The organism is Lysinibacillus sp. GW247-5R2A, from assembly GCF_059424475.1.
Map to the genome: position 1 here is coordinate 446,075 of NZ_JBWKZL010000001.1, position 24,109 is coordinate 470,183.

The 24,109-nt window shown below is 37.7% G+C and carries 24 protein-coding genes; all 24 read right to left on the reverse strand.

Annotation, left to right across the window (positions count from 1 at the left end):
• Positions 1-33: 33 nt before the first annotated feature.
• The 24 genes from cotE to AC07YC_RS02325 all read right to left on the reverse strand — a co-directional run bounded on the left by cotE (position 34) and on the right by AC07YC_RS02325 (position 24,035).
• Complete coding sequence (gene cotE / locus AC07YC_RS02210; RefSeq protein WP_225316246.1) at positions 34-690, reverse strand: outer spore coat protein CotE; 657 nt, start codon at positions 688-690, stop codon at positions 34-36.
• 132 nt (positions 691-822) lie between these two features.
• A complete protein-coding gene (locus AC07YC_RS02215; protein ID WP_336634285.1) occupies positions 823-1,260 on the reverse strand; it encodes a YlbF/YmcA family competence regulator in 438 nt (145 codons plus the stop codon).
• Entirely contained in the window at positions 1,261-2,805 is a 1,545-nt protein-coding gene (miaB, locus tag AC07YC_RS02220; RefSeq protein ID WP_144787180.1) for a tRNA (N6-isopentenyl adenosine(37)-C2)-methylthiotransferase MiaB, read from the reverse strand.
• Positions 2,806-2,987: 182 nt separating this feature from the next.
• The gene (locus AC07YC_RS02225) at positions 2,988-4,292 is read right to left on the reverse strand and encodes a carboxylate--amine ligase (RefSeq protein WP_494918271.1); all 1,305 of its coding nucleotides are present in this window, start codon (positions 4,290-4,292) and stop codon (positions 2,988-2,990) included.
• 79 nt (positions 4,293-4,371) lie between these two features.
• Positions 4,372-5,382 (reverse strand): histidinol phosphate phosphatase domain-containing protein, encoded by a 1,011-nt coding sequence (locus tag AC07YC_RS02230; protein ID WP_494918273.1) that lies wholly within the window; start codon positions 5,380-5,382, stop codon positions 4,372-4,374.
• Complete coding sequence (locus AC07YC_RS02235) at positions 5,382-6,164, reverse strand: DeoR/GlpR family DNA-binding transcription regulator (RefSeq protein WP_008178893.1); 783 nt, start codon at positions 6,162-6,164, stop codon at positions 5,382-5,384. The genes AC07YC_RS02230 and AC07YC_RS02235 overlap by 1 nt, the downstream gene beginning before the upstream one ends.
• Positions 6,161-7,162 (reverse strand): ABC transporter ATP-binding protein, encoded by a 1,002-nt coding sequence (locus tag AC07YC_RS02240; protein ID WP_336634288.1) that lies wholly within the window; start codon positions 7,160-7,162, stop codon positions 6,161-6,163. Before AC07YC_RS02240 ends, AC07YC_RS02235 begins: the two co-directional genes overlap by 4 nt.
• Positions 7,159-7,944, reverse strand: coding sequence for an ABC transporter permease (locus AC07YC_RS02245; RefSeq protein ID WP_494918274.1), 786 nt, complete (start codon positions 7,942-7,944; stop codon positions 7,159-7,161). The genes AC07YC_RS02240 and AC07YC_RS02245 overlap by 4 nt, the downstream gene beginning before the upstream one ends.
• Positions 7,941-8,786 (reverse strand): ABC transporter permease, encoded by an 846-nt coding sequence (locus AC07YC_RS02250; protein WP_494918275.1) that lies wholly within the window; start codon positions 8,784-8,786, stop codon positions 7,941-7,943. Before AC07YC_RS02250 ends, AC07YC_RS02245 begins: the two co-directional genes overlap by 4 nt.
• Positions 8,787-8,858: 72 nt before the next feature.
• Positions 8,859-9,695 (reverse strand): alkaline phosphatase family protein, encoded by an 837-nt coding sequence (locus tag AC07YC_RS02255; RefSeq protein ID WP_494918276.1) that lies wholly within the window; start codon positions 9,693-9,695, stop codon positions 8,859-8,861.
• Positions 9,685-10,773 (reverse strand): ABC transporter substrate-binding protein, encoded by a 1,089-nt coding sequence (locus AC07YC_RS02260; RefSeq protein WP_336634292.1) that lies wholly within the window; start codon positions 10,771-10,773, stop codon positions 9,685-9,687. The genes AC07YC_RS02255 and AC07YC_RS02260 overlap by 11 nt, the downstream gene beginning before the upstream one ends.
• A gap of 230 nt (positions 10,774-11,003) precedes the next feature.
• Entirely contained in the window at positions 11,004-11,381 is a 378-nt protein-coding gene (locus tag AC07YC_RS02265) for a hypothetical protein (protein ID WP_008178900.1), read from the reverse strand.
• A gap of 203 nt (positions 11,382-11,584) precedes the next feature.
• Entirely contained in the window at positions 11,585-12,451 is an 867-nt protein-coding gene (locus AC07YC_RS02270) for a 2-oxoacid:ferredoxin oxidoreductase subunit beta (RefSeq protein WP_012293343.1), read from the reverse strand.
• Positions 12,451-14,190: a 2-oxoacid:acceptor oxidoreductase subunit alpha gene (locus tag AC07YC_RS02275; protein WP_403081747.1), complete on the reverse strand. Its 1,740-nt coding sequence runs from the start codon at positions 14,188-14,190 to the stop codon at positions 12,451-12,453. The genes AC07YC_RS02270 and AC07YC_RS02275 overlap by 1 nt, the downstream gene beginning before the upstream one ends.
• A 263-nt stretch (positions 14,191-14,453) precedes the next feature.
• The gene (locus AC07YC_RS02280) at positions 14,454-14,720 is read right to left on the reverse strand and encodes a stage V sporulation protein S (RefSeq protein WP_008178903.1); all 267 of its coding nucleotides are present in this window, start codon (positions 14,718-14,720) and stop codon (positions 14,454-14,456) included.
• A gap of 178 nt (positions 14,721-14,898) precedes the next feature.
• Positions 14,899-15,696 (reverse strand): TIGR00282 family metallophosphoesterase, encoded by a 798-nt coding sequence (locus AC07YC_RS02285; protein WP_036124138.1) that lies wholly within the window; start codon positions 15,694-15,696, stop codon positions 14,899-14,901.
• A 126-nt stretch (positions 15,697-15,822) separates the two neighbouring features.
• Positions 15,823-16,812: a glycosyltransferase family 2 protein gene (locus AC07YC_RS02290; protein ID WP_494918277.1), complete on the reverse strand. Its 990-nt coding sequence runs from the start codon at positions 16,810-16,812 to the stop codon at positions 15,823-15,825.
• Positions 16,803-18,323, reverse strand: coding sequence for an oligosaccharide flippase family protein (locus tag AC07YC_RS02295; RefSeq protein WP_494918278.1), 1,521 nt, complete (start codon positions 18,321-18,323; stop codon positions 16,803-16,805). Before AC07YC_RS02295 ends, AC07YC_RS02290 begins: the two co-directional genes overlap by 10 nt.
• 15 nt (positions 18,324-18,338) lie before the next feature.
• Positions 18,339-19,496 carry a glycosyltransferase gene (locus AC07YC_RS02300; RefSeq protein WP_494918382.1) on the reverse strand — a complete coding sequence of 386 codons (1,158 nt, stop codon included), beginning with the start codon at positions 19,494-19,496 and terminating at the stop codon, positions 18,339-18,341.
• Positions 19,497-19,503: 7 nt separating this feature from the next.
• Positions 19,504-20,589 (reverse strand): glycosyltransferase, encoded by a 1,086-nt coding sequence (locus AC07YC_RS02305; protein ID WP_494918279.1) that lies wholly within the window; start codon positions 20,587-20,589, stop codon positions 19,504-19,506.
• Positions 20,590-20,597: 8 nt separating this feature from the next.
• Positions 20,598-21,296 (reverse strand): CpsD/CapB family tyrosine-protein kinase, encoded by a 699-nt coding sequence (locus AC07YC_RS02310; protein WP_036147488.1) that lies wholly within the window; start codon positions 21,294-21,296, stop codon positions 20,598-20,600.
• Positions 21,296-22,012 carry a YveK family protein gene (locus AC07YC_RS02315; protein WP_336634297.1) on the reverse strand — a complete coding sequence of 239 codons (717 nt, stop codon included), beginning with the start codon at positions 22,010-22,012 and terminating at the stop codon, positions 21,296-21,298. Before AC07YC_RS02315 ends, AC07YC_RS02310 begins: the two co-directional genes overlap by 1 nt.
• 69 nt (positions 22,013-22,081) lie before the next feature.
• Positions 22,082-23,239: an O-antigen ligase family protein gene (locus tag AC07YC_RS02320; RefSeq protein WP_494918280.1), complete on the reverse strand. Its 1,158-nt coding sequence runs from the start codon at positions 23,237-23,239 to the stop codon at positions 22,082-22,084.
• 31 nt (positions 23,240-23,270) lie between these two features.
• Entirely contained in the window at positions 23,271-24,035 is a 765-nt protein-coding gene (locus AC07YC_RS02325; RefSeq protein ID WP_494918383.1) for a tyrosine-protein phosphatase, read from the reverse strand.
• Between the last annotated feature and the right edge of the window lie 74 nt (positions 24,036-24,109).

Here is a 24,109-nt window from a genome sequence, read left to right on the forward strand (position 1 = left end):
TTCGCATGTATCGAAAAATGATGGTTTCTAAAATTATCTTGGTCGTTCATCAGGAAACGATGATGACTCTAATACATACCTACCTTCTCCATCAGAGCTTGACGATGAGCTTGAGCTTGAGCTAGATGAGGACGATGAAGATGAACTCTCATCATTAAGGCTCCAGTCTTCTTCATAATCTAGCGGATGTACACTAATACAAATTGTTGTTTCACCCATTACTTCCACAACCACTTCACGTTCTACTACAATTTCAAATTTCGTCCCACATGAAGAAATTACTGCTTCAATACAATTCGGTTCTTGTATTACCCGTACACGAACATCATCACCAACGCTAATTTCCCCTTCTCGATAGTGAAGCTTCACTTTGTCTTTATAGTGAATTGTTTCCGAAAACACAGCTGTCTTTGAATGATTACTATAGGCATACCATACATTGACATCAAATTTCCCTGTTACTTCTACAAATTTCCCGACTCTTTTAGCAGAGCAAGTATGGTTAATTACCCAGCATCCTAAAATACTTGTCGGTTTATTTGTTGGTGATAATGTTACACGCTCTTCCGTTCTCTTCTTCCCTTTGGCAACTACTGCTTTCGTCACGATTTGTCGTAAACGTTTCAGCGCAATTCCTCCTTCGACTCTTTTCACTCCATCATATGCAGGTAGCGCCCATTGGGTGAACATATATTTTAGAGAATTAAATGATTCCTCCACAACACTTTTCGAAAGATGACTGCTCTAGCGTGAGCATTCCCTCATAGAAATGAACATAAAAAAGCTCGAATGCTGTCATTCGAGCTTTACTTCTATAATCTGTTAAGAACAGCTACCTGGTTGAGAATTGTCTACATATGAACCCGTTTCACCACGTAGCACATCGCCACCTGTTGAGCGGATAATTTCATTTGTTACATTATTTGCGATCGTATTTGAAACTAATTGCAATAAATCATTTACATCGCCTTGTGATTCTTTAAATTGTTGAACAACTGGGATGCCATTAATTTCTTCTTCGATTTTGGCGATTTTATCTTCAATCATTTTTAGCGCTTTTTCTTTTCCTAAGTGTTGGAAATTAACCGCTTGTTTTTGTAAACTTTTTAGACTAGCAATTCGTTCACGTACTTGTTGATTTTCATTGATTTGAGCTTCTGCCTTTTTGAAAAATTCAACCTCTGGTGTATTTGCAATCATATGTGCAATTTCATGTGATTTTTTAATTAAATCTTCTTTTGTGAATAAGATTTGTGTCATTTACGCTTCCACCTTTTCATTTTTTACGACTTCCAAAAACTCACCAGTAAGTGAATAGGATGTAGTCTCTATAATTTTTACTTTTACTAATTGACCAATTACTTCTGCTGGTGCTTTAAAGTTGACCAGACGATTTTTTCGCGTATAGCCTGCTAGCACATCATCTCGTCGTTTACTTGTTCCTTCAACTAATACTTCGACAACTTCACCATTTAAACGCTCTAAGGCTTTGCGAGAATACTCACCTACCACTTCATTTAAACGTTGAAGTCGTTCCTTTTTCACTTCTTCAGGTACATTATCGACCATTTTTGCAGCCGGTGTCCCTTCACGAGGAGAATAAATATACGTAAATGCTGCCTCAAAGCCAACTTCACGATATAAGGAAAGCGTTTCCTCAAATTGTTCCTCCGTCTCGTTTGGGTAGCCAACGATAATATCTGTCGTTAATGTTACTTCAGGAATTGCAGCTTTAATTTTTTCTACTAATGTCAGGAAATGCTCGCGTGTATATTTTCGAGCCATAATTTTTAAAATGTCATTAGAGCCAGATTGTACTGGCAAATGAATATGTTCTACTAAATTACCACGTTTTGCAAGTACTTCGATTAGTTGATCATCGAAATCTCGAGGGTGACTCGTTGTAAAACGAATACGTGGAATATCAATTTTTCTTAAAGCATCCATTAAATCTCCAAGACGATATTCGATATCCTCAAAGTCTTTCCCGTAAGCGTTGACATTTTGACCAAGCAGCATAATCTCCTGATAGCCTGCTGCCGCTAGCTCTCGGACCTCAGCAATGATCTCCTCTGGACGACGACTCCGCTCTTTTCCACGTGTATACGGTACGATACAATACGTACAGAATTTATCGCAACCATACATAATATTAACCCATGCTTTAATGGAACCAAGACGTTTCTTCGGCAGATTTTCAATCACATCGCCTTCTTTAGACCAAACCTCTACGACCATTTCTTTCGACATATACGCTTCTTTAAGAATGTTTGGAAGGCGGTGAATATTATGCGTTCCAAAAACCATATCGACATGTGGATAGCTTCTTAAAATTTTATTTACAACCGATTCCTCTTGCGACATACAGCCACAAACCCCGATTAGCATCTCTGGGTTTTTTCGTTTATATTTCAACAGGAAACCAAGTTCTCCAAATACTTTGTTTTCTGCATTTTCTCGAATGGCACATGTATTCAGCAAGACGACGTCAGCCTCTTCAATTATTTCAGTTGGTGTGTAACCCAGCTGCATAAAAATACCAGCCATTACCTCTGTGTCATGCTCATTCATTTGGCAGCCATAAGTACGAATGTAGAAAGTACGATCTTTACCCATTCCTGCAAATTGTTCGTCAATGCTAAAATCCTTATGGTATTTCACATCTTCTTTACCACGTTTTTTTGCATCTTTTAAGGAAGGTGCCGTAAAGACCTTCTCAAAATATTTACTGTAATCCTTTTCAGGCTTGTCTTCTTTTTTTGGTTGATTGACCTGTTGATTAGCTAAGCGTTGTTCCTCATTCATCGCAATCAGGTAACTCCTTTCAAACGAAATCCATGCACTTGAATTTCCATCTTACTATTATACTGAATAGTTGATACTTCCTACAAGGCTTGCGCTTCAAATGTCGTGGTTTCGACTTAATTACAAGTAGCTGAAAGGATAAATCCGTCCAATTTCAAGTTTTATCTTATCTAATAAAAGAGCTAAACGTTACGATCAATAAAATACTTCCTATGCTTTATATATAAGTATCCATTGTATATTTTCAGCTTGACCCAACGCTTCATACTCATATCCTCTTTATAAAATAAAGCATTTGTATATTGGCCTTGTTTCACTAATCGTTTGGCTTCAATTTTTAATTTTTCATTTCCCATACATTTATATAAAGTTTTGGGAGGTAGTAGTGACCACAAATGCTTAGATTGGACATATGTTCGTTCAAGCGGGATGTGGAATAGATGATCATCCACTACATATTGCATGAAGTTATGGCCGCTCGCTGTAACATAATAGCTGGAAGAACCGGCTCGTAAATTGAGCTCAAATAACTTATACTCCCCATCACGCGGATCATATTTCATATCAAAATTGGCAAAGCCCGTATAACCGATGTCCTCTAACAGATGCCGGATTGTATCCATCAATTGCTCATCATAATCGATCATGACAGCTAAAGAGATACCTTTGTTTTGCGGGGAGGGGTCCTCATAAAGCTTATTGCTTAAACACATCAATTTCACTTTTTTATCTCTCCCTACATACACGTCTAATACGCGAATGAACGAATCATCACCGGGGATAAACTCCTGTAAAATTAAAGTATCCTGATAGCTTGAGCGATAAATACTACGAACAATCTGTTGCATCTCGCTGTCATTATGGACTAGATAAATTTTTTTCTTCTCAGGAAAGAAGCAGCTAGAGTACGCCACAGAATTGGAAGGTTTAATAATGATTGGGTAATGGAATGGTATGAAGCAGTTTGTCTGTTGTTCCTTTGTTACAGTCACTGTTTGGGGGTATTTTAACTTATACAAGTCACAAAGTTGATAAAATTTTTCCTTCGTTTGAACCTTCTTGAGCAAAACTTGATCGATATAGGGTAAAATAAAATATTTTTCTAGCTGCTTTTTATTTTTAATAATCAGCTCTGCGTAAAAGCAGTCGCAAACTAATAAAATTAATCGTTGATGCTGAAACTGCTTTGCCAGCGTCAACAGCGCTTGTACAAAATGGTTAGGGTCATCTAAATTCTCTACATATTGAAAGTCAAGGATACCACTATTTTGCGTGGCGATTCCCCGCGTACCACTGGAGAAAAATGATTGGAAATTCCCCCGCTTTCTAGCTGGCTCGATGACAAGGCTCTTCATAGTATAGGCCTCATAAAATGAACGGGCTACCCCATAGGCATGCTGTCCTGATTGTATAACAATAGGCAAAAATGGTTGTACATGTAGGTATGACAATTCGATCGCCTCTCTTGTAAAAATGAATTTATACATTTTTATGCGAACTAGATTGGACTTATGTAGCACAAATAAAAGACACTAATATATAAAACTTTAGTGCCTTCTCCCGTATCTATATTTCTATAAATTTTTTAATGCGTTGTTCAAAAGAGACGATGGATTGAACCCCATGGCTCTTTAGCAAGCCTGTATTGGCAAATGTATACTTTCCTAAATCATCAGGGAAATGGGCATCCGAGGAAACTGTAAAAATAACCCCATAATCAAGTAAGGTTTGTAAAAAGCGAGGGCCAGGGCACATTTCTTTTACAGGATAACGATAATACAACCCGGCATTGATCTCCGTGGCAGTTTCAGTTGACGTTAAAGCTTGTGCGATACGTTCATACCACACTTTTAGAAATGCCTGATCCTCTACCTGATAATTAAATACTTTAAAGTTGTCCAAATGGGCCACAAAATCAAATAGTTTGGACTGAATCATGTTTTCAACTGTTATAAAGAAGCGCTCATAGTTTTCTTGTAAGGCTTGCGAACTCATTTGCTTAAATAGATATTCTGTTTGGGGATTATCAAAGCCCCAGCCATCTACAAAATGGACTGAGCCAATTACATAATCCCACGGATGTTCGGCTAATAAAGAAGTTAGCTCCATTTCCCCACCTATAAAATAATCTGCCTCTATACCTAGCTTCAGGGCAATGCCTTCTCGGTGCCATTTTTCCTTCGCCTGCTGAATGGTAGAGACAAAGGTATCGATATTTTCTGTCATGACACGATCTAGCCAATATCGCTGTAATTGACCAATCTCACTATCGTCCAATTTCATAAAGCGCTCGAAGTAAGCACGTGTCTCCTTAAAACGATATAAGTGATCAACAATGCCAACCTCTCGTAAACCAAGCTGCTTTGCTTGCTGAAGATATAAATCCAACCATTCCTCACTATAGCAGCCATTTTGAACCCTCTTTGTTAACCTCTGTAGTTGAAAGGTCATCTGCTCCTTTGAACCTTGTGCAGTAGTATCCACATGTTGAAAGAACTCAAGCGCCTGTGATGTACGCTCTAGCCAGCGCGATGAATAAGGCCCCTCTTCTAAATGTACATGATAATCAATTGTCATCAACTTTTCCCTCCATTACATACCGTCCATTTTTCCTCATAAGCCTGCCATTCTAATGGACAGGTATTTTCACAAAAAATTTCCGTACATTCTTCAAGATGACAGATTTGAAAAAATGATTTTCCATTAATTTTGGATGCATCTGCTAATAAATAATTAACCTTACTATGCTTTTGCATTTTTTTTGAAATGAGAGATTCATCTAAATCATAATCGTAAACAACACCATCACTAATGCCACCACATGAAATAAATGCTTTATCAAAATTCATATTATCTAACATTTCCAAAGTCATTGCTCCTGCGACAGAGGATTGCCGAGGATTCGCCGTACCGCCTAGTAAAATAACCTTCCCAGTCATGCGTCTTTCCTCTATCGCTAAATTAAACTGGACAGCTGCTGCAATCGAGTTTGTAACAACTGTTATATCGTCAACAGCTAGTAGAAAATCTGCAATATGAACCGTTGTTGTGCCCGTATCAATTGCTATCGTATCTCCATCACTAATGCGTTTAGCGGCCATACGAGCAATTTGACGCTTAGCCTCTTTCTGCATTTGTAGCTTACGCAAAAAGGCAGGCTCATTGCGTACGTTCGTATATTTAATAGCTCCTCCATGCACTCTTGTTAATAAACGCTGTTGCTCTAATTCATCAAAGTCTCTTCGTATTGTTTCAGGGGCTACTTGAAGCGCATCAGCAATATTCGCAACAATAATTTTCCCTTCCCACTCTAATTGTTTTAATATGAATTCGAATCTTTCTAGTTTTGCGTAAGTCATGATAATGCAATCACATCTTCTTGTGCGACATAACACTTATAGGTTGCTCCCATTTCAATTGAATAGCCCTGTTGATGCAGCTGCTCCATTGTAAATAAGACCTCTCCCTCAAACATTGTTCGAATGATATTGCCACTCATTAACGATTGTTTCGCTATTCCTGTTAAACACAGATCACCATTTCTTTTATCGAAATGCAAAGCTTCAGGACGAATCGCAAATTTACGGTATGGCTCTGGTAAAGGTTCTCCGAGCATTTGCTGTAAAGCCTGTCGAGAAAAAACATTATAATGCCCAATAAAATTAGCAATAAATTCATTATCAGGTTTTGTATAAATCTCAGTTGGTGTCCCACTTTGCGCAATACTGCCATTATTCATTACAAATATTCTATCTGAAACAGCCATGGCCTCTTCCTGATCATGCGTTACTAAAATCATCGTCATATTGAGCTTCCGTTGAATGGCCCGTAAATCTGCCTGAAGCTTCTTACGTATTTGAGCATCAAGCGCACTAAGTGGCTCGTCTAATAACAACACTTTAGGACGGACAATTAACGCTCGCGCTAGTGCAACACGTTGCTGTTGACCTCCCGATAGTTCTTTCGGATAAGCGTGCGCTTTTTCGCTTAAATGAACAAGCTCCAACATGTCTTGAACGCGCTTTTCTAGCTCAACTGAATTCTCTTTTTGCATATGCAAACCAAAGGCGACATTTTCTTGCACAGTCATATTCGGGAAAAGTGCATAGGATTGAAAAACCATCCCCACTTGACGATCCTTCGGCTGTACACCATTCATATCTTTGCCTTCAATGGAAATTTTGCCTGTCGTTGCATGCGTTAAGCCTGCAACAATACGAAGAATTGTACTTTTTCCACAGCCGCTCGGTCCTAATAAAGTAATAAATTCACCTTTGTCAATTTTCATATTAATATTCGATAAAACAGTGGATGACCCATAGTTTTTATGAAGCCCTTCAATAACAAGATAACTCATAGATTTGTAGCACCTTTCGATCGTTTCGTTACTATTGCAATGACAAATGTTAATAAACCCATCAGCACGATATAAATGAAAACTACTGCGCTAGCAATATGTCCACTTGTACTAAGTTTTTTCATTAAATAAATTTGAACGGTTTCAAAGCGAGAGCCCACAACAAGATTAATTAAGACAAATTCGCCAAATAAAACAGAGAAAGATAGTAGCGCACCTGCAAATAAGCCGGGATAAACTGTAGGCAGTAAAATTTTTGTGAATGCTTGCCTTTTAGAAGCGCCCAGCAATTGAGCTGCATCAAGAAGTTGCCTTGCATCTATATTTCGCAAACTATTTCGTGTGCCCTGATAGATATAAGGTAAAATGCCAACAACATAGGCCCCTAAAACAACGAAAATCATCGGTATCCCTATTTGACTATAAACGCGGATAAGTCCTACCGCTAAAATGATTCCTGGAAAAGAATAAACCATGACAACGGCCATCTGTATCCACTTTTCATACGTAGGGAAGTACAAAACAATAACGAAGATGGCTGGCACAATAATAAGGAGTGCAATACTAACAGCACCTCCTGCTAATAATACTGAACGTCCAAATGCTTGAATAAAATCACTATCCTGAAACAATGTGGCAAACCATTTTAATGTAAATCCTTCAGGTAATATCGTTTTATTCCATTTTGATGCAAAAGCATAGAGCATCGTTGCTAGAACGGGCAATATAAGATAACCAACTAATAGGAGGAAAAATAAATCGGCCAAGCCCCTCTTCTTCATTTAAGTTTCCTCCTTGTTTTTGAGATGCTCCACTCACTAATTAACATAGCCGTTACCATGGATACGGCTAAAATGACCGCTATCGCACTTGCTAGCTCTGGTTGGGCAAAGATATCACCCTTAATTAATGAGCCAATACGAATCGCCACTAAGTTATAATTACTGCTCGTCAGCGCATAGGCAGAGGCATACGCCCCCATCGCATTAGCAAATAACACACTAAAAGTTCCGACAATCCCTGGTAGCATAACTGGTAAACCAATTTTCATCCAAAATTGCCAACTGGATGCCCCTAAAAGTGCAGCTGCCTCCTTCCACTGCTGCTGGATTCCATCATAAATCGGATATAACAGCATAAGCGATAGCGGAAGCTGAAAGTAAATATATATTAATAAAAGGCCACCCCAACTATAAAGTGAAAATGATGATAGTGCATCGATGTCCCATTTTTCAAATAACAGTGTAAATAAACCACTGTTGCCAAGTAACACAATAAAAGCAAATGCTAACGGAATACCCGAAAAATTAGATGTTAAATTTGTTAGTATTAAAATTTTCTCCCTTACTGGCTCCGAAAACTTCATCATGGCATAGACCGCGAACAATGTAACCATCAACGCGATAAGAGCTGAAATGACGGATAAGGTAATACTATTTTTAAAGCCCTGTAGAATATAGCCGTTTGTAAAGACAGCCTTGTATTGCGCCAGCGTAAAGCCATCACTATTTTGAAAGCTAGTTATGAGCATATACAATAAAGGGACAAGGAAAAATAATAATAGTAATACAAGAAAAGGAGAAAGCCAGGCAATGGATTGCCGCTTCGATATCAACACAATCACTTCTTTCTATAATTACTGCTGCTCAAGGAGATAATAGTCGCTCCAGTCAGTCTAAGGAGCGACTATTATTAGTTAAACCTCTTTTGCTGCATACACACCTTCAAGCAAAAGTGGCACCATCTCATCAGTAGGCTCCATATTCAATAAATGACAGCAAAGTGGTGCAATTTGTAATTGTGAAACGACACCCTCATTTATCCCTGCCTTAACAGAATCGGCTATTACAAACAGTGGAACATATCGATCCTCATCCGTTGTTCCTCCATGATTGCCATCACTCGTCATGCCATGATCCGCTGTAACAATGACCTCATACCCTTGCGCCATACATTTTGGGATGAATAATGATATTAAGGCATCCATCGCTAAAACACGATTGCGATATTGGGCGGAATCCGCAGTAAATTTATGACCATCATCATCAACATTCATCGGATGAATATAAAGGAAATCAGGCTGCTTTTCATCCATTAGCCATGCTGCATCTGCAAATACATGACTATCCGGATAATGATCCTCAAAATAGAACAATCCATTGTCAATTGGTAAGGATGTATCCAGTTGAATTCTGTCAGCCATATGATTAAATGGTGCTCTGTTATAAAGCTCACTTACCCAATAATAGGCTGAGGCTGCAGTAGTCAATCCGTGTTCCTTCGCAACATGAAAGACACTTTGTTGAGTCGATAAACGGACGGTCATATTGCTTGTGACACCATGAACGATGGGGGGTGTCCCTGTTAAAATGGTTTCATACAAGGGTCTGGATAACGCTGGAACCTCCGAACAAATTTTATAGCGAGCTGCTACCTTTCGCTCTACTAAATGGTGTAAAAATCCCATATGGCTACAAGCAGTATCAAAGCGAAGTGCATCAATGACAATAAGAACTAGTTTCTTATTTTGCATGGATTAACACCTGCTCCTGAAATAATTGTGGAATTTGCTTCGTTGTTTCTTCCCATTTCTTTTGATCGTTTACTGGCTGAGCATTGTTATACATATCAGCCGGTAATAATAAATCTTTAACATCCTGTGGTAGGTCTACTTTGTCTCGAATTGGTCTTGCATAGCCTTTTGCTAAATTTTCTTGACCTGCATCAGATAAAATATATTCACGTGCTAGCATGGCCGCATGTGGGTTTTTCGCATACTTGTTAATGATCGTTGCATAGCCTGAAGTAACAGACCCCTCAGTTGGTATCACTACATCAAAACGGTCCTCATCAATTTGGTGACGATAGCCTAAGGCATTAAAATCCCATAAAATCGCGACATCAATTTCTCCTTTTTCTAAGTTTGCGACCGATGGATCACCCTGTAATCTACCTTGCTTCGCTAACTCAGCAAAAAAATCAATCCCTGGTTGAATATTAGATTCATCCCCACCAAATGCCATAGCAGCTGCTAAAATAGCAAACTGTGCTTGGTTAGCTGTTAATGCATCCCCAATGCTGACTGTATAATCGCCATTTTTTAAATCCTCCCATGATTTAGGGGCATCTTTTACATTATTATTATCTGTTAAAAATGAAATAGTTCCTGTATAGCCTACGATCCAATGGCCTTCATCGTCTTTAGCCCAATCAGGTATCTCATCCCAATAAGAAGTTTTGTATGGTAATGTGAGACCCTTGTCCTTGGCAATTGGACCAAAAGCAATCCCTACATCACCGATATCTGCTGTAGCATCATCTTTCTCCGCTTCAAACTTCGCTAGCTCTTCAGCACTCGACATATCTGTATCTTTGTGTTTAATGCTATATTCAGTTCCTAGCTCCTCCCAAGTTTCTACCCAGTTCGCCCATGTATCAGGCATACCAACAGAGTTGACAGTTCCCTCTTCCTTTGCTTTTGTAGTAATTTCTTCAAGCGTTACATCTTCATTTACCTCATTTGCACCTGATGAACTGTCTGAACAAGCTGCCAACATGGAAATAGCTAATGCACCAATTAAGCCTTTTTTCCACAACTTTTGAATTGCCATGTGTTGGACCCTCCATTTGTTTTTGTTTATTTTTATTTGCTTACACCTGTAATGGTATAAAACAAACATTAAGCAAGTATGGAGGTCGTTAAAATATTTAGTAAAAATTATTGAGAAATTATAAATATCTATGAATGAATAGAAAGATGGATAGAGAGTTAAAAATTAATTGAAGTACATAGGGGTGTTGTATGTGTACGTGTGATTGACCAGACGTACACATACTTAGATTATTTGGAGAGACCTAAAAAATCAGCATATGTATGCGGCTCATTTTCCTTTAAAATTGTTAAAAATGTAAACGCAAGTTGAACAACAGACCACCATCTCATATTGTAAGACATTTCAAAACGAGCGGGTTCTAACGTAAAGACATCCTGAAATATAGTCATCGGCTCTATTTGCTCATCCTTTAAAATGGACAGAAAGCCCAGAAATAATGAGTGGTCTTTGACTTCTATCAGTTTGCCCTCAACGAGTGCATCAATATTTTCTGGTTGTTCAAAATTGCAGTGTGTCGCCACATAACGCTCTAAATCCTGTGCACGCTGCCTTTCTTCACGTTCTTTTTTCTTTGCAATAAAATCAATGACGTTATTCACGTGCATCGCCTCTTTTTTTCTTTTATTGTAGCATTTTCGGGGAGATTTTTACCTCTACTAGCCCCTTGTATTTGTTTTAGTTGCACAGCTTGAATATGATTTCACATATTTTTTTATCATTACCGCTGTTTTCTAACTCTACATGCAATACATTCATACAAAAAAAGCATTTGGACTTTTACCAGTCCAAATGCTTTGACTCTATCATTTTACATAAATTCTTTTACTAGCTCATTGAATTCATTTTCACTCATTTTAATATCGATATCTGTTAATGGTAACTCGGAGTAACCAGGTACTTTTTCTTGATAAGACGTTGTTTCAGTATCATGATAAATAACGCCTGTTACTAAGCCCTCGTTCTCCATTACTGTACGCATTGCCATACCGCGATCAGTGTGATCATAGCCTTCGACATCCGCTAGCTTTGTTAGGTTCTCTTTAAACCAATCGTATGTGTTCACTTTGTTATATGTGACACAAGGTGAAAAGACATTGATGAATGAGAAGCCTTTATGGTTGATACCTGCTTCGATTAAAGCTGTTAACTCTTTAATGTCAGTCGAGAAACCTTGTGCTACAAATGTTGCACCACTTGTTAATGCTACCTCTAGTGGTTTTAATGATGGTTCAATTGCCCCACCTGGTGTGGATTTAGTAATAAATCCAGCAGCAGAACGTGGCGATGTTTGACCTTTTGTTAAACCATAAATTTGGTTATCCATGACAATATACGTAATATCAATGTTACGGCGAATCGCATGAATTGTGTGCCCCATACCGATCGCAAATCCATCACCATCACCACCAGAAGCGATGACATGTAAATCACGATTAGCCATTTTTAACCCTTGTGCAATCGGAAGTGCACGACCATGAATACCATGGAATCCGTAAGAATTAATATAACCTGAAATACGACCTGAACAACCGATTCCAGAAATTACTGCAAGTTCATTTGGTTCAATTCCAACATTGGCAGCAGCACGTTGAATAGCCGCCTGTACAGAGAAGTCACCACAACCTGGGCACCAGTTTGGCTTTACTGCATTACGAAAATCCTTAAATGTTGCCATTAGTGAGTCAACTCCTTCACACGATTTTCTAATTCACCTGGCAAGAATGGTGTACCATTATATTTAGTGATTGTCGCGATTTTATCGTGACCACCTATGTTCATTTTCATAATATTAGCTAATTGACCTGTATAGTTATTTTCTACAACGATCACTTTTTTCGCCTGTGCTACAAGAGGTGCCATTTCCGCAGATGGGAATGGGTGAACTAAACGAATATGTGCATGATTCACTTTCATACCTTGAGCATTTAGTCGTTCTTGCACTTCTTCAATAGCTCCTCTTGTTGAGTTAAAGCCTACTAATAAAATCTCGGCTTCCTCATGCGGTGCATTTACAAATACAGGGTTATCAAATTTCAAACTTTCTAATTTACGGAAACGTTTATCCATTTGTGTTTGACGATTACCTGTTGCTTCAGATGGCTTTCCTGTTTCATCATGTTCAACACCAGTAACGTGGTGAATACCATGTAATGTACCAGGTAATACTCGAGGTGAAACCCCATCTTCAGTATCTTCATAACGTTTGAAGTAGGCTTTATCAGTGGCTTCTTCAAGATCATCGATCACAATTTTACCGCGACGAATTTCAATCTTACTGTAATCAAATGGTTCTACAGATTGTTTCCCTAGCGATAATTGTAAATCTGTCATTAAGATAACTGGTAATTGCAATTCCTCTGCAATATTAAATGCTTGGATTGTATCGAAGAATGCTTCCTCCATTGTAGAAGGTGCAATAACTACTTTAGGGATTTCTCCATGTGTTCCGTAAAGCATTGCCATTAAGTCCGATTGTTCTTGCTTTGTTGGTAGCCCAGTTGAAGGACCTCCACGTTGTGTATCCACGACCACTAATGGCTGCTCTGTCATACCTGAAAGACCAATTGCTTCCATCATCAGAGAAAGACCAGGTCCAGCTGATGCTGTAAAGGAACGAACACCACCAAAGTTAGCGCCAATCGCCATTGTTGCTGCGGCAATCTCATCCTCTGTTTGGATAACTGTCCCACCAAATTTCGGTAACTTTTTAATTAAGTATTCCATAATTTCTGAAGCAGGCGTAATTGGGTAGGCTGCCATAAAGCGTGTCCCAGCAGCTAATGCACCAAGTGCCACTGCATCGTTACCAATCATAAACATACGACGCTTGCCATCCGCAGGAGAAATTTCCCATGCACCTACACGATCACCTAATAGCTCATTCATGATTTGACGACCACGAGTAATGGCTTCCATATTTTTTTGAACGACCTCTTCGCCCTTTTTCCCAAAAATATCATCGACAACATTTTGGAACACTGCATCTTCTAGATTTAGCAATGACGCTGTTGCTCCGATTGCTACCATGTTTTTCATCAAAGACGTCCCAAGCTCTGCTGCTATTTCCGTAAACGGTACAACAAATAATGGTGCCTTTGAATCTTCTGGTTTAACAGGATCGAATTTGGCATCCGCTAAAATAACACCGTTTTCTGTAAGTTCTTTATAATTGACATCGATTGTTTCCTGATCGAACGCCACTAAAATATCTAAATCATCCGCAATTGCACGTACTTCTGTTGGACGAACTGTAATTTTATTATTCGTATGGCCACCTTTAATTCGAGAAGAGAAGTGACGATAACCGTATAGGAAATAGCCTAGACGATTCATTGCCATTGAGAAAATCTCACCTGTACTCTCAATCCCTTCACCCTGTTGCCCACCGACTTTCCATGAAAGCTGATGTAACATGTCAACAACTCCTTAAATCCAATGTGTACTATTATTTTTCCTTCATAAGTTTAACACGAAGAAACCTTCTGCACTATTGTTTCTCAACGATTTAGGCGAAAATCAGACCTTTGACTGAAAATCCTGTTCATAAAGTTGTAATTTTCAAATCTAAGCAAAATAACGTACCTATTTCAAGTGACATCTATCATATGTAAACAGGAAAACGAAAAAATGCCTGGCCACTTTATTATGTGACTAGGCATTTTACTTATTACACTTTTTTATCGATTACGTTTTTCCACTAGCAGCTTCAAGGCTGTACGTTCTTCACCAGCAATTAAAATATCGGCAAACGCCGGCGCGCAAATTAAATCTGTGCCACTTGGCGCTACAAATCCGCGTGCGATGGCCACTGCTTTCACGGCTTGGTTAAGTGCACCTGCCCCAACTGCTTGCATTTCTGCTTGCCCTTTTTCTCTGATTACCGCGACTAATGCACCTGCAACTGAATTTGGATTAGAGCGTGATGATACTTTTAATGAATCCACAATTATTCCTCCCCGTTTCGCGAATAGTGTTTACGCTCAACAACTCATGTCCCCCTTTTTGGACCTCAAGTTATTGTCCGTAGCACATTTTATGCTCCGCAAAACGGAAATAGACTAGTTTCACAAAGAATCCTGTTTCCTCGGTAAAAGCGCTGTAAATCAACATTCTTCGACTTTTTTATCCTTGGAATGGATAATCCTCATTTATATAAATGCGTTCACAGGATTTAGCCTTCCCTGTTTGATTATCAATCTCTACAAAGAAACCACTTAATACTTCTCGGCCTTTTTTCGGTACTTCAAAACGAGACGGCATATTTGTTTGGAATTTATAAATAACACTTTCCTTCGTCATTCCTAAAATCTCATCATATGGACCTGTCATACCAACATCTGTAATATAGGCTGTTCCATTGGGATAAATGCGTGCATCTGCTGTTTGTACATGTGTATGCGTCCCAACAACTGCAGAAGCCTTTCCATCTAAGTGCCAGCCCAGAGCGATCTTTTCACTAGTTGCCTCCGCATGGAAATCTACAAATACAAGCGGTGACGTTTGACGAGCTTCTTCAATCAATTTTTCTGCCATCGCAAATGGATCCTCATGAGGTGGTAAAAATACACGACCATGTAAATTAATGACAGATAATGTCACACCATTTTTAGAAATTTGCACCATGCCTTTACCTGGCGCTTCTTCGGAAAAATTGGCTGGACGTATTAAATAATCAGCATCATCAATAAAATCAAATATATCTTTATTATCCCATGTATGATTACCCATCGTAATAACGTCTACACCCATTTGTAGCAGGTCATTATAAATATTATGTGTAATTCCGCGTCCTGCCGCAGCATTTTCACCATTGGCAATGACAACATCCACATTATATTTCTTTTTTAAGCGAGGTAAATATTTCTCTACCGCATCCCGACCAATTGAACCAACAATATCGCCAATAAATAAAACTTTCATTTTTTCAACCACTCTTTCTTTCCATTACGTCTCTAAAAAACAGACTTTACGTACCTTGAATAACATCATTAATTGTAACGCTAGGTGGAGGATTAAGCAAAATAAAATAAATATCTGGGCATTATATCACTTTGCTCTTTTCACCTTCATGTAAATTAATGTAGAGGATACAGTAAGCCAATTCATTTTTATGAGCTTTAAAAAAATAAATTGTTGTAGTTTACGGTTCATTAATTTCACCTTCAATACTTCTGGATACGTTTGTAAAAAGGATTGAAGAGCATTTTTAATGGCCCGTGGTTTAGCTGGGCATTGATGAAGAATAACAAGGAGCCCTTCAAATTGGTAATTTAAAAAGCTATTTTTTACTTTCTCATAAACCTCTCCACTCTGTAATTCCTCAAAAAGCTTTTTATACAACAAATCATAATTATTTCTTACATTGCTCATTGCTCTACTTGTGAGAGAATTTTGATTGCCTACATTATAGTAATAAAGCTGTTTTGGGACATAGCAGATGGATTGATTCTTTATAACAGCTCTCGTTAGAAACACTGTGTCTTCTGCAAAACTCATCGTTTCATCAAATTTTAGTTTATGCAAATCTATAAAGGATTTTTTATATAGTTTACAGCTGGCAAAACCAAAATGCTTTTCACCCAGTTCTGTAAATAATTTATTTAAACAAGCGGTTGCGCTATAAGTAAAGTATGACTTTGAGGGATAATATAGCTGCCTACTTCCCATTTCCTCCTGCCAAAATAAATCGCATTTAGCAATATTGCTACCTGTTAGCCTACAGGCTTGAAACAGTTCTTCCAGCATAGTTAGCTCTAGCCAATCATCCGCATCAACAAAAGTAATATATTGTCCCTTGGCTTGTTCCATCCCTAAATTTCTTGCCTTACTAACACCACCATTGTCAATATCTAAAACAGTTATACGAGCATCCATCTGTGCGAAATTTTGTAAAACCGTCAAGGATTGATCTTCGCTACCATCATTAATCGTAATAATTTCAATGTCCTTTAAACTTTGATGACAAATACTCGTAAGACATTTGTGCAAATAATTCTCGGCATTATAAATAGGGACAATCACACTTACTAAGACCAAAATTTTGCCCCTCCTTCACGTAATAACTCTATCCACGTTCTTCTGTGCTCTTTTGTCATGCCAATAAAGAAAAGGCTCCCACCAGCCAGGACTGTATAATAAAAAATATAAAGGATGATAGAAACCCAAGTAATCGGAGGTTTCGTTAAATCCCATAAAAGCTGACTACAGCAAATAGCCAATATAAATGCTAGACCGAGCCTGCTAATTGTCCGCCAAAAACCCAAAATATCTAATCCAATTTTTTTATAGTAATAAATATTCATGATCACTACATTTCCAATTAATAAAGAACATGCCGTAATAATTGCTGTGCCTATTTTTCCATAAAAATAGATAGCCGGTATGGATACAATGATATTGACGACCGCCACTATCATTAGCAAAATGGTTCTAAATTTAAAAAGATTCTTCGCCTTCAACACATTAATACCTAAATTTTGTATGAGATCAATACTAAATGGCACCATAATAATAAGAACAATTGCATAGATGGCCATAAAATCCTTGCCTAACCACAGTAATAAAAATTCTTTTCCAAACAGAAAAAAACCACCTAGTATATAGCCAACTACTAAAAATTGAATGGCGCCCACTTTAATGAATAATTGGTTAATTTCTAATAAGCCATCTTCTTTTGTGACAAGCATAGAAATACGAGGTAGAAATAAACCACTTATGGCTAACGCAAGTGACATAAATATGAGCACTATTTGCATAGCTACCGCATAAATTGCCACATCCTCAGTCCCTTTGAATATGCCTAATAGCACCTGATCCGTTTGCCAATAGATTTTATCGACAATGACTGTAATGAAAATGAAAAAAGAATAGATAAAAATTTCCTTCATAAGCTTTGTGTTTTTTAAAGTAAATGTAAATTGGATGGATAGGACTTTCATACAATAAACGGCATCCAACACTAAAAAGAGAATATTATAAATAGCAATAATATAGATTAATGTTACCGCATCGGTTCCCTGTAACAGAAAAAACAACATTGTCAAAGGCTGTACAATCACCTGTAGTAATGTTGTTAATTTAATAAAAATAAATTTTTCATATGCTTGTAAGATGGAGGTGAAAACACCTAGTGGAAATTGCACCGCTACACTAATCGTCATGATATAGCCCATTACTTTGGCTTTGGCTAATTGGTCTCCAGATAAGCTTTGTCCAAAAATAATATGTACTTGCGAAAATAGGAAAAAGCCTATCAATAATGTAAGACAGCCAATACCCATAAATAATTTCAAAAAAAATCCGTTTAATGATGCTTCTAATGCCTTATCTGCTATTGCTCTATTTCTAGCAATATAGCGTACAATCGCATTGCCCAACCCTAAATCTAAAATAGAAAGATAGCCAACAAGGACAATCAGTAAGGAATATAATCCAAATTCTTTCTGTCCAAGAAGCGAAATCATAAAGGGGGTAAAAAGAAGGGAAGAAATCATCGTGCAACCGATTGTCAGATACGAAAGAATGGCTCCCATCTTAATTTCTTTCATGAGCACACCTTTCTGTTAGTAAGGATTGTCTTTCCTATCAATAATAGCTGGATATAAAGATTGATATTGCGCTACAACATGCTTAATTTCAAAGTTTGCTAAAACATGTGCACGACCAAGACTAGCTTTTTGTTCGTATTGCTTTGAATCGTAATTTAATGCCCTATTGATGGCCTGCGATAAAGCTATTGCATCTTTGGCTGGTACAACCTCCCCGTAATCCCCAACTAAATATTCACAATCCCCAACATTTGTAGTCACACAGCAAGTGCCACTGGCAAGTGCCTCTACCAACACATTCGGTAGTCCCTCCCCTGAGGAGGATAAAATGAATAGATCTGCAGCTGCCATTAATTGTGGAATATCATCTCTACTACCTAATAGGAAAGTGAACGGCTCTAATTGTGCGTTCTCAATCATTTGCCGCAATACCTTATTGGAGCCATCTATTTCATAGCCTACTAAAAATATATAAAAATCTTGTCGTTTCTGCCTTAATCGCTTCAAACTTGCCAACAAATTTTCATAATCCTTTAAAGGGTCCCATCTACCAACATGCAATAAAATAGGTTGGTTTAGGATGTTGAATCGTTCCATATAATATTCGCGCTTTTTACTAGGCTTATAAAAATCAGTATTTACACCATTTACAATAATTCGGTGTTGCTTATTTTTGTACCCAATCTCTTCATGGATTTCTTTCACCTTTGGACCACAAGAAATAATAGCATCTACATGTTTAGACAATCTAGCACAAAGCTTTGCAATAAAAATTGTCCTTCGTTTATTGTCATGCTTATTTAAATTACTATGATGGATACCCCAAATTAATTTCTTTTTCAGTAATTTTGAAAGAATGTATCCAAGGAAATTAGCATGATACATCCAAGTTTGAATAATATCACTCTCTCGACATCCTTTATAACATTGAATAAAGGCACTACCCATATTCCTTCGCATATCACATATAGTGACGTTGATGTTTAATTGCTGTTCGATAAACTCACCATAAGTTCCCATCTCTGTTAGACAAATAACCTCTATCTCATATAAGTCCCTATCGACGTTTTGTAAGAGACGATACAGCATCGCTTCTGCTCCACCAAGACCTATCGTAGTGATTATATGAGTAATTTTAATTTTCTTTTGGATAGTCTCATCCTTTGAATTAATTTGCTAGTTAAGTGTAAAGAGCACATAATCTAGTTGCTATTTCTTGTGCATCAAAACCTTTATTTTTAAGACTCTTTTTAATAATTTGCGGATCTATCTTTTCATTATTTTCCGAAATAGCTTGCAGCCAATGATCGACCTCTCCCTGTAGATCTATATATTGTAGTAATCCAACATTCAGGTCTACCTCTTTTGGCAGTGTGGAAGAAACGATGGCTGGTGTACCACAAATTTGAGCTTCTAATAATACAATGCCAAAACCCTCAAAATAAGACGGTAAAATAAACTTATCCATGAGCTGAAGGAGCTTAATAATATCCGCACGCGGGCCTAAAAATCGAACACAATCCTCTATTTTTCGTTGCTTGACGAGATGGCGAACTTCCTGCTCTAAGGGACCATCCCCTATCAAAAGTAATTTGAATGGAATTCCTTTGTGCTTTAATCTAGCAGCAAGCTCAATTAAAAACGGATGATTTTTCACAGGTACAAAACGACCAATATGCCCTATGACTAAATCTCCATCTTGAATCCCTAGACCTTCTGCTAAGCTCTTTTTCTCCGCTGATGATAACCGCTCTATCTTCTGCATATCGATTGGATTAGCGACAACCTCATAGGATTTTTTATCAAAGCAAAACTCACCTGCTTTTTGACTACACGCTACCAGTCTCGTTGCATTTCCAACACTCAGTTTTTTCAGCAAGGCTAACAGAGCTTTATTGTTCCATTCTTCAGCGACATTCGTATGGCTATGTAAGACACGGCAAGATACACCAGCCAAACGAGCTGCTAGCATGGTAAAAACTGCTCGGTAGCCTGTATGATCATGAACGGCATCATATTGATATTGTTTGATGATCCGGTAAATGTTCCGCATATATGAAAGTGGACCTTGTTCCGTAATATACGTTTCGTAAAATATTTTCGAACCTTGCTGTAAGATAATATCATGGTAAGTACCTTTATTAAATGACACAAAATCAAAATGGTACAACGATTTATTAACATTCAACCAAGTATCTACGATCATAGTCGTTATACCACCAAAATCAGTAGTGGGGATAATATGCAAAATCTTTTTCACTGTCATTCTCCATTTTATTCCTTTCCATAATACTGCTCGTACGTACTGCCCTTCATTTTATAATTATTCAAGATGACACCTAATATATTGGCCTTGGAAATGGTTAAGATGGATTTTGATTTTACGACAGCTGCTTTTCCTACAGTCCCCGTATTAACAACTAAAAGAGTACCATCACATTTATTCGATAAAATTTGTGCATCCGATAAAAAAAGCAATGGTGGGGCATCAATCATCACAATATCGTATTGTTCTTTCACTTCGTGTAGCAAGAAGGTCATTGTTTCAGAGGCTAATAATTCTGTTGGATTAGGAGGAATAGCACCACTCGAAATAATATCCACACCTTCTACAAAGGTTTCTTGAATCACCTCTTGTAAGGTTGCTTGGCGTGATAACACAGATGATAAGCCAAATATATTATCAAGATAAAATGTATGATGAAGTGTAGGCTTACGCATATCCGCATCAATAATGAGAACACGTTTCCCCTCCTGTGAAAATACGACTCCGATATTCGCGGCATTTGTCGATTTTCCTTCACCGGCGATAGAGGAGGTTACTAGAATAGTTTTGACATCTTGATTGGGTTGTGAAAATTTAATATTCGCGCGAATGGTACGATATTGCTCTGAAGGAATAGACATCATATCAGAAACGGTAATCAGCTTGCGAGCCATTGGGATTCGTTTTGTTTTTCTTTTGAACAGCATTAGGAGGACCCCCTAGCTCTTGATTTTTTACTATGGAGTAATTCTATATTACTGACTACCCCAATCACTGGTAATGATAATATCTCCTCGATATCCTGCTCTGTTTTAACAGTCCTATCAAGCGTTTCTAAAAAATAGGCGAGTACGAGTGCTAAACTGAAACCACTAATAGCTGCTATTAGGAGGTTCAACAATTTATTTGGTTTCACTGGTACTGTATGTTCACTGGATTGGGCAATAAAGAGAATATTAATATTGTCCACATGCATTAAAACAGGAATTTCCTCTTTAAAAATCTCTGCAATCGTATTGGCTATCTTCACTGCCCTTGCCTCATTCTCATCCTGTACTCGAATATTAACTACTTGGGAATTATTGGCGCTTGAAACCTCGATTTGCTTCATTAAAATTTCTGGAGATGTATCTAGTGCCAGAACATCGATGACCTTTGTTAAAATAACAGGACTTTTAATAATGACATTGTACGTATTTATTAAACGAAGGTCCGTATCCACATTTTGCGCCCCAATTAGTTGCTGATTCTCGTAGCTTTTTTGATTGACCAATAATTGAGTTTCTGCCTCATAAATAGGCGTTTGAAGAAAATAGCTAATGAACACGGCAATGCCGATCGACAGCATCATCAGTATTAGGATGAGGAACCAGCGCTTTTGCAATACTTTTACTAGACTTTGGATTGTCATTTCTTCATTCACAAAATGGATCCCTCCTAATATAGGCAGATAACGGCAATGCTAATAAAGTATATTAAACAAGCCAAGTTCTTATTCGGTCAATATTGTCTTTTTGCCTGTATCTCTCAAGCTACCACTGACAACAAACACAAGAATATGGAGCACGTTAAAATAAAGAATTTCAAATGTGGAAACCCCTAGCATCGCAACTATAATTAACGCCATCAAAACGGCAAGTTGGTCATTCATGTGACGATAGCCCTTGGCAATGGCTAGCAAAAAGCAGCAATAGCTAACCAATGCCAGAAAACCTGCCTCCTGTAAAATATTAATCAATGTATTATGAGCATGAGATACTCCTATAGACCATAATGATTCCACACCATGTCCCCAAAATTGAACATGCTCAAAAACATATTGCCAAATTTCAAGACGACCATCTGTTATGTTCGTAGATTTTTTTTCCATTTTCAATACAATACTTTGTACGGCATCTTGCATCCTACCCATTTTCAGAAAGGCTATGAATACAACTAAAACGGTGGCCGCAAAAAGAGTACTGAACTTTAGGAATGGCAGAAAGGTTTTATTCAAGTTTTTAATACTGGAAACAATCACTACAATCGTCACTAATGCAGCGGTTAACAATGAAGTACGAGCATTTGAAAGTAGTATAATATACAAGCACATTAAATAAATGGTCGTATAAAAAACAAATAATAAAATTAATTTTGGCTGTTGTCGCTCATGTAACATTTTCATAGTTAGCTGATATAGCCTTATAAGTACGACAACCAGTAATCCAATCATAGAAAACCCCATTGTATTGGGATTTTCAAAAACACCTGCAAAGCCCCCAAACATATAGCGTGCTTGTAGGAAACATAAACTAATAAATGGGACGTAGGCTAGTAAAACACTATTCACAACAATCTCCATCACATGCTCTCTCACAAGATCATTAAAGAAAATAGAAACGGCTAAAAACATGCAAAATAATTGAAGACTATTTTTCAATAAATTCATATCTTGGTTTACCCCTGCTGCGATGACACAAAAAAACGTATACATACTAAAAAAAACACTAGCTTGTACATTTTGAATACTAATTTTTTTATGCTGAAGCATAGAGATTATTATAATGAAAAGGCTAATAATTAAAGATACTTTATGGTAAATGCCATCGACGGGCTGCATAAGGCTCATAAAAATAAGTGCGCTAAACACTAATGTGATGAATAGTTTCATATTATACTCACACTCAATTCTACATAGGAGATTAAAATATAAGCCATCGCTTCTTCACGACAAGATCCTCTAGTTCAAATCGCATGATAGGCTTGTTAGCTAAAACATTTGCATTATTCATGAGGAGCCGCTCAACCATCTCTATTTCATTCTTTTTCTCTAGATATTGGAGTGCCTCTTGGTAGCAGAATTTTCTTGTACTTACATTATGGGCGTCAGAGCCTATCGTATGAATGTAATTTGCTCTTACTAAAGCTAATGATAAACGCTGTACCTCCTTACCAAACAAACCTGTTAAACTACCTGTTGTTATTTGTGTAAACGCACCTTCTTGGATAAGGACATCGAGTCTTTTGGGATTTTCTCTAATGGCAAGATTTCGTTCAGGGTGTGCCAAAATTGGTGTATATCCAGCACATTTTAAATGTCTAATCATCTCTTTCGTGTAGGCAGGAATCGTATTTGAAGGAAGTTCTAATAGAATATAGTTAGTGTGGGCTAATGTATGGAGTTGCTTTTGCTGTAGATGTGCCAAAAGCTCATCATTTAAACGAACTTCATGTCCTGTGTGGAGGGTGATTGGAATTTGGTGTTGTAGCAGTAGCTGTTGCAAATCATGTACTAGCGCTTGAACCTTGCTATATTGGACATGATATTGTGGATGCATAGCATGTGAGGTACAGACAATATCTGTTATCCCCTCCCGTGCAGCTTGCTCCAACATGTTTAAGGATTCTGTTTTGTCTTTAGGCCCATCATCCACATCAAATAATATATGGGCATGAAGATCTATCATTTTAATCACAACTTTCCTCTTTAATCCATCTGCAAAAAATCTAGCCTTTTTCTTTTTTATGATGGCTGCTCCTC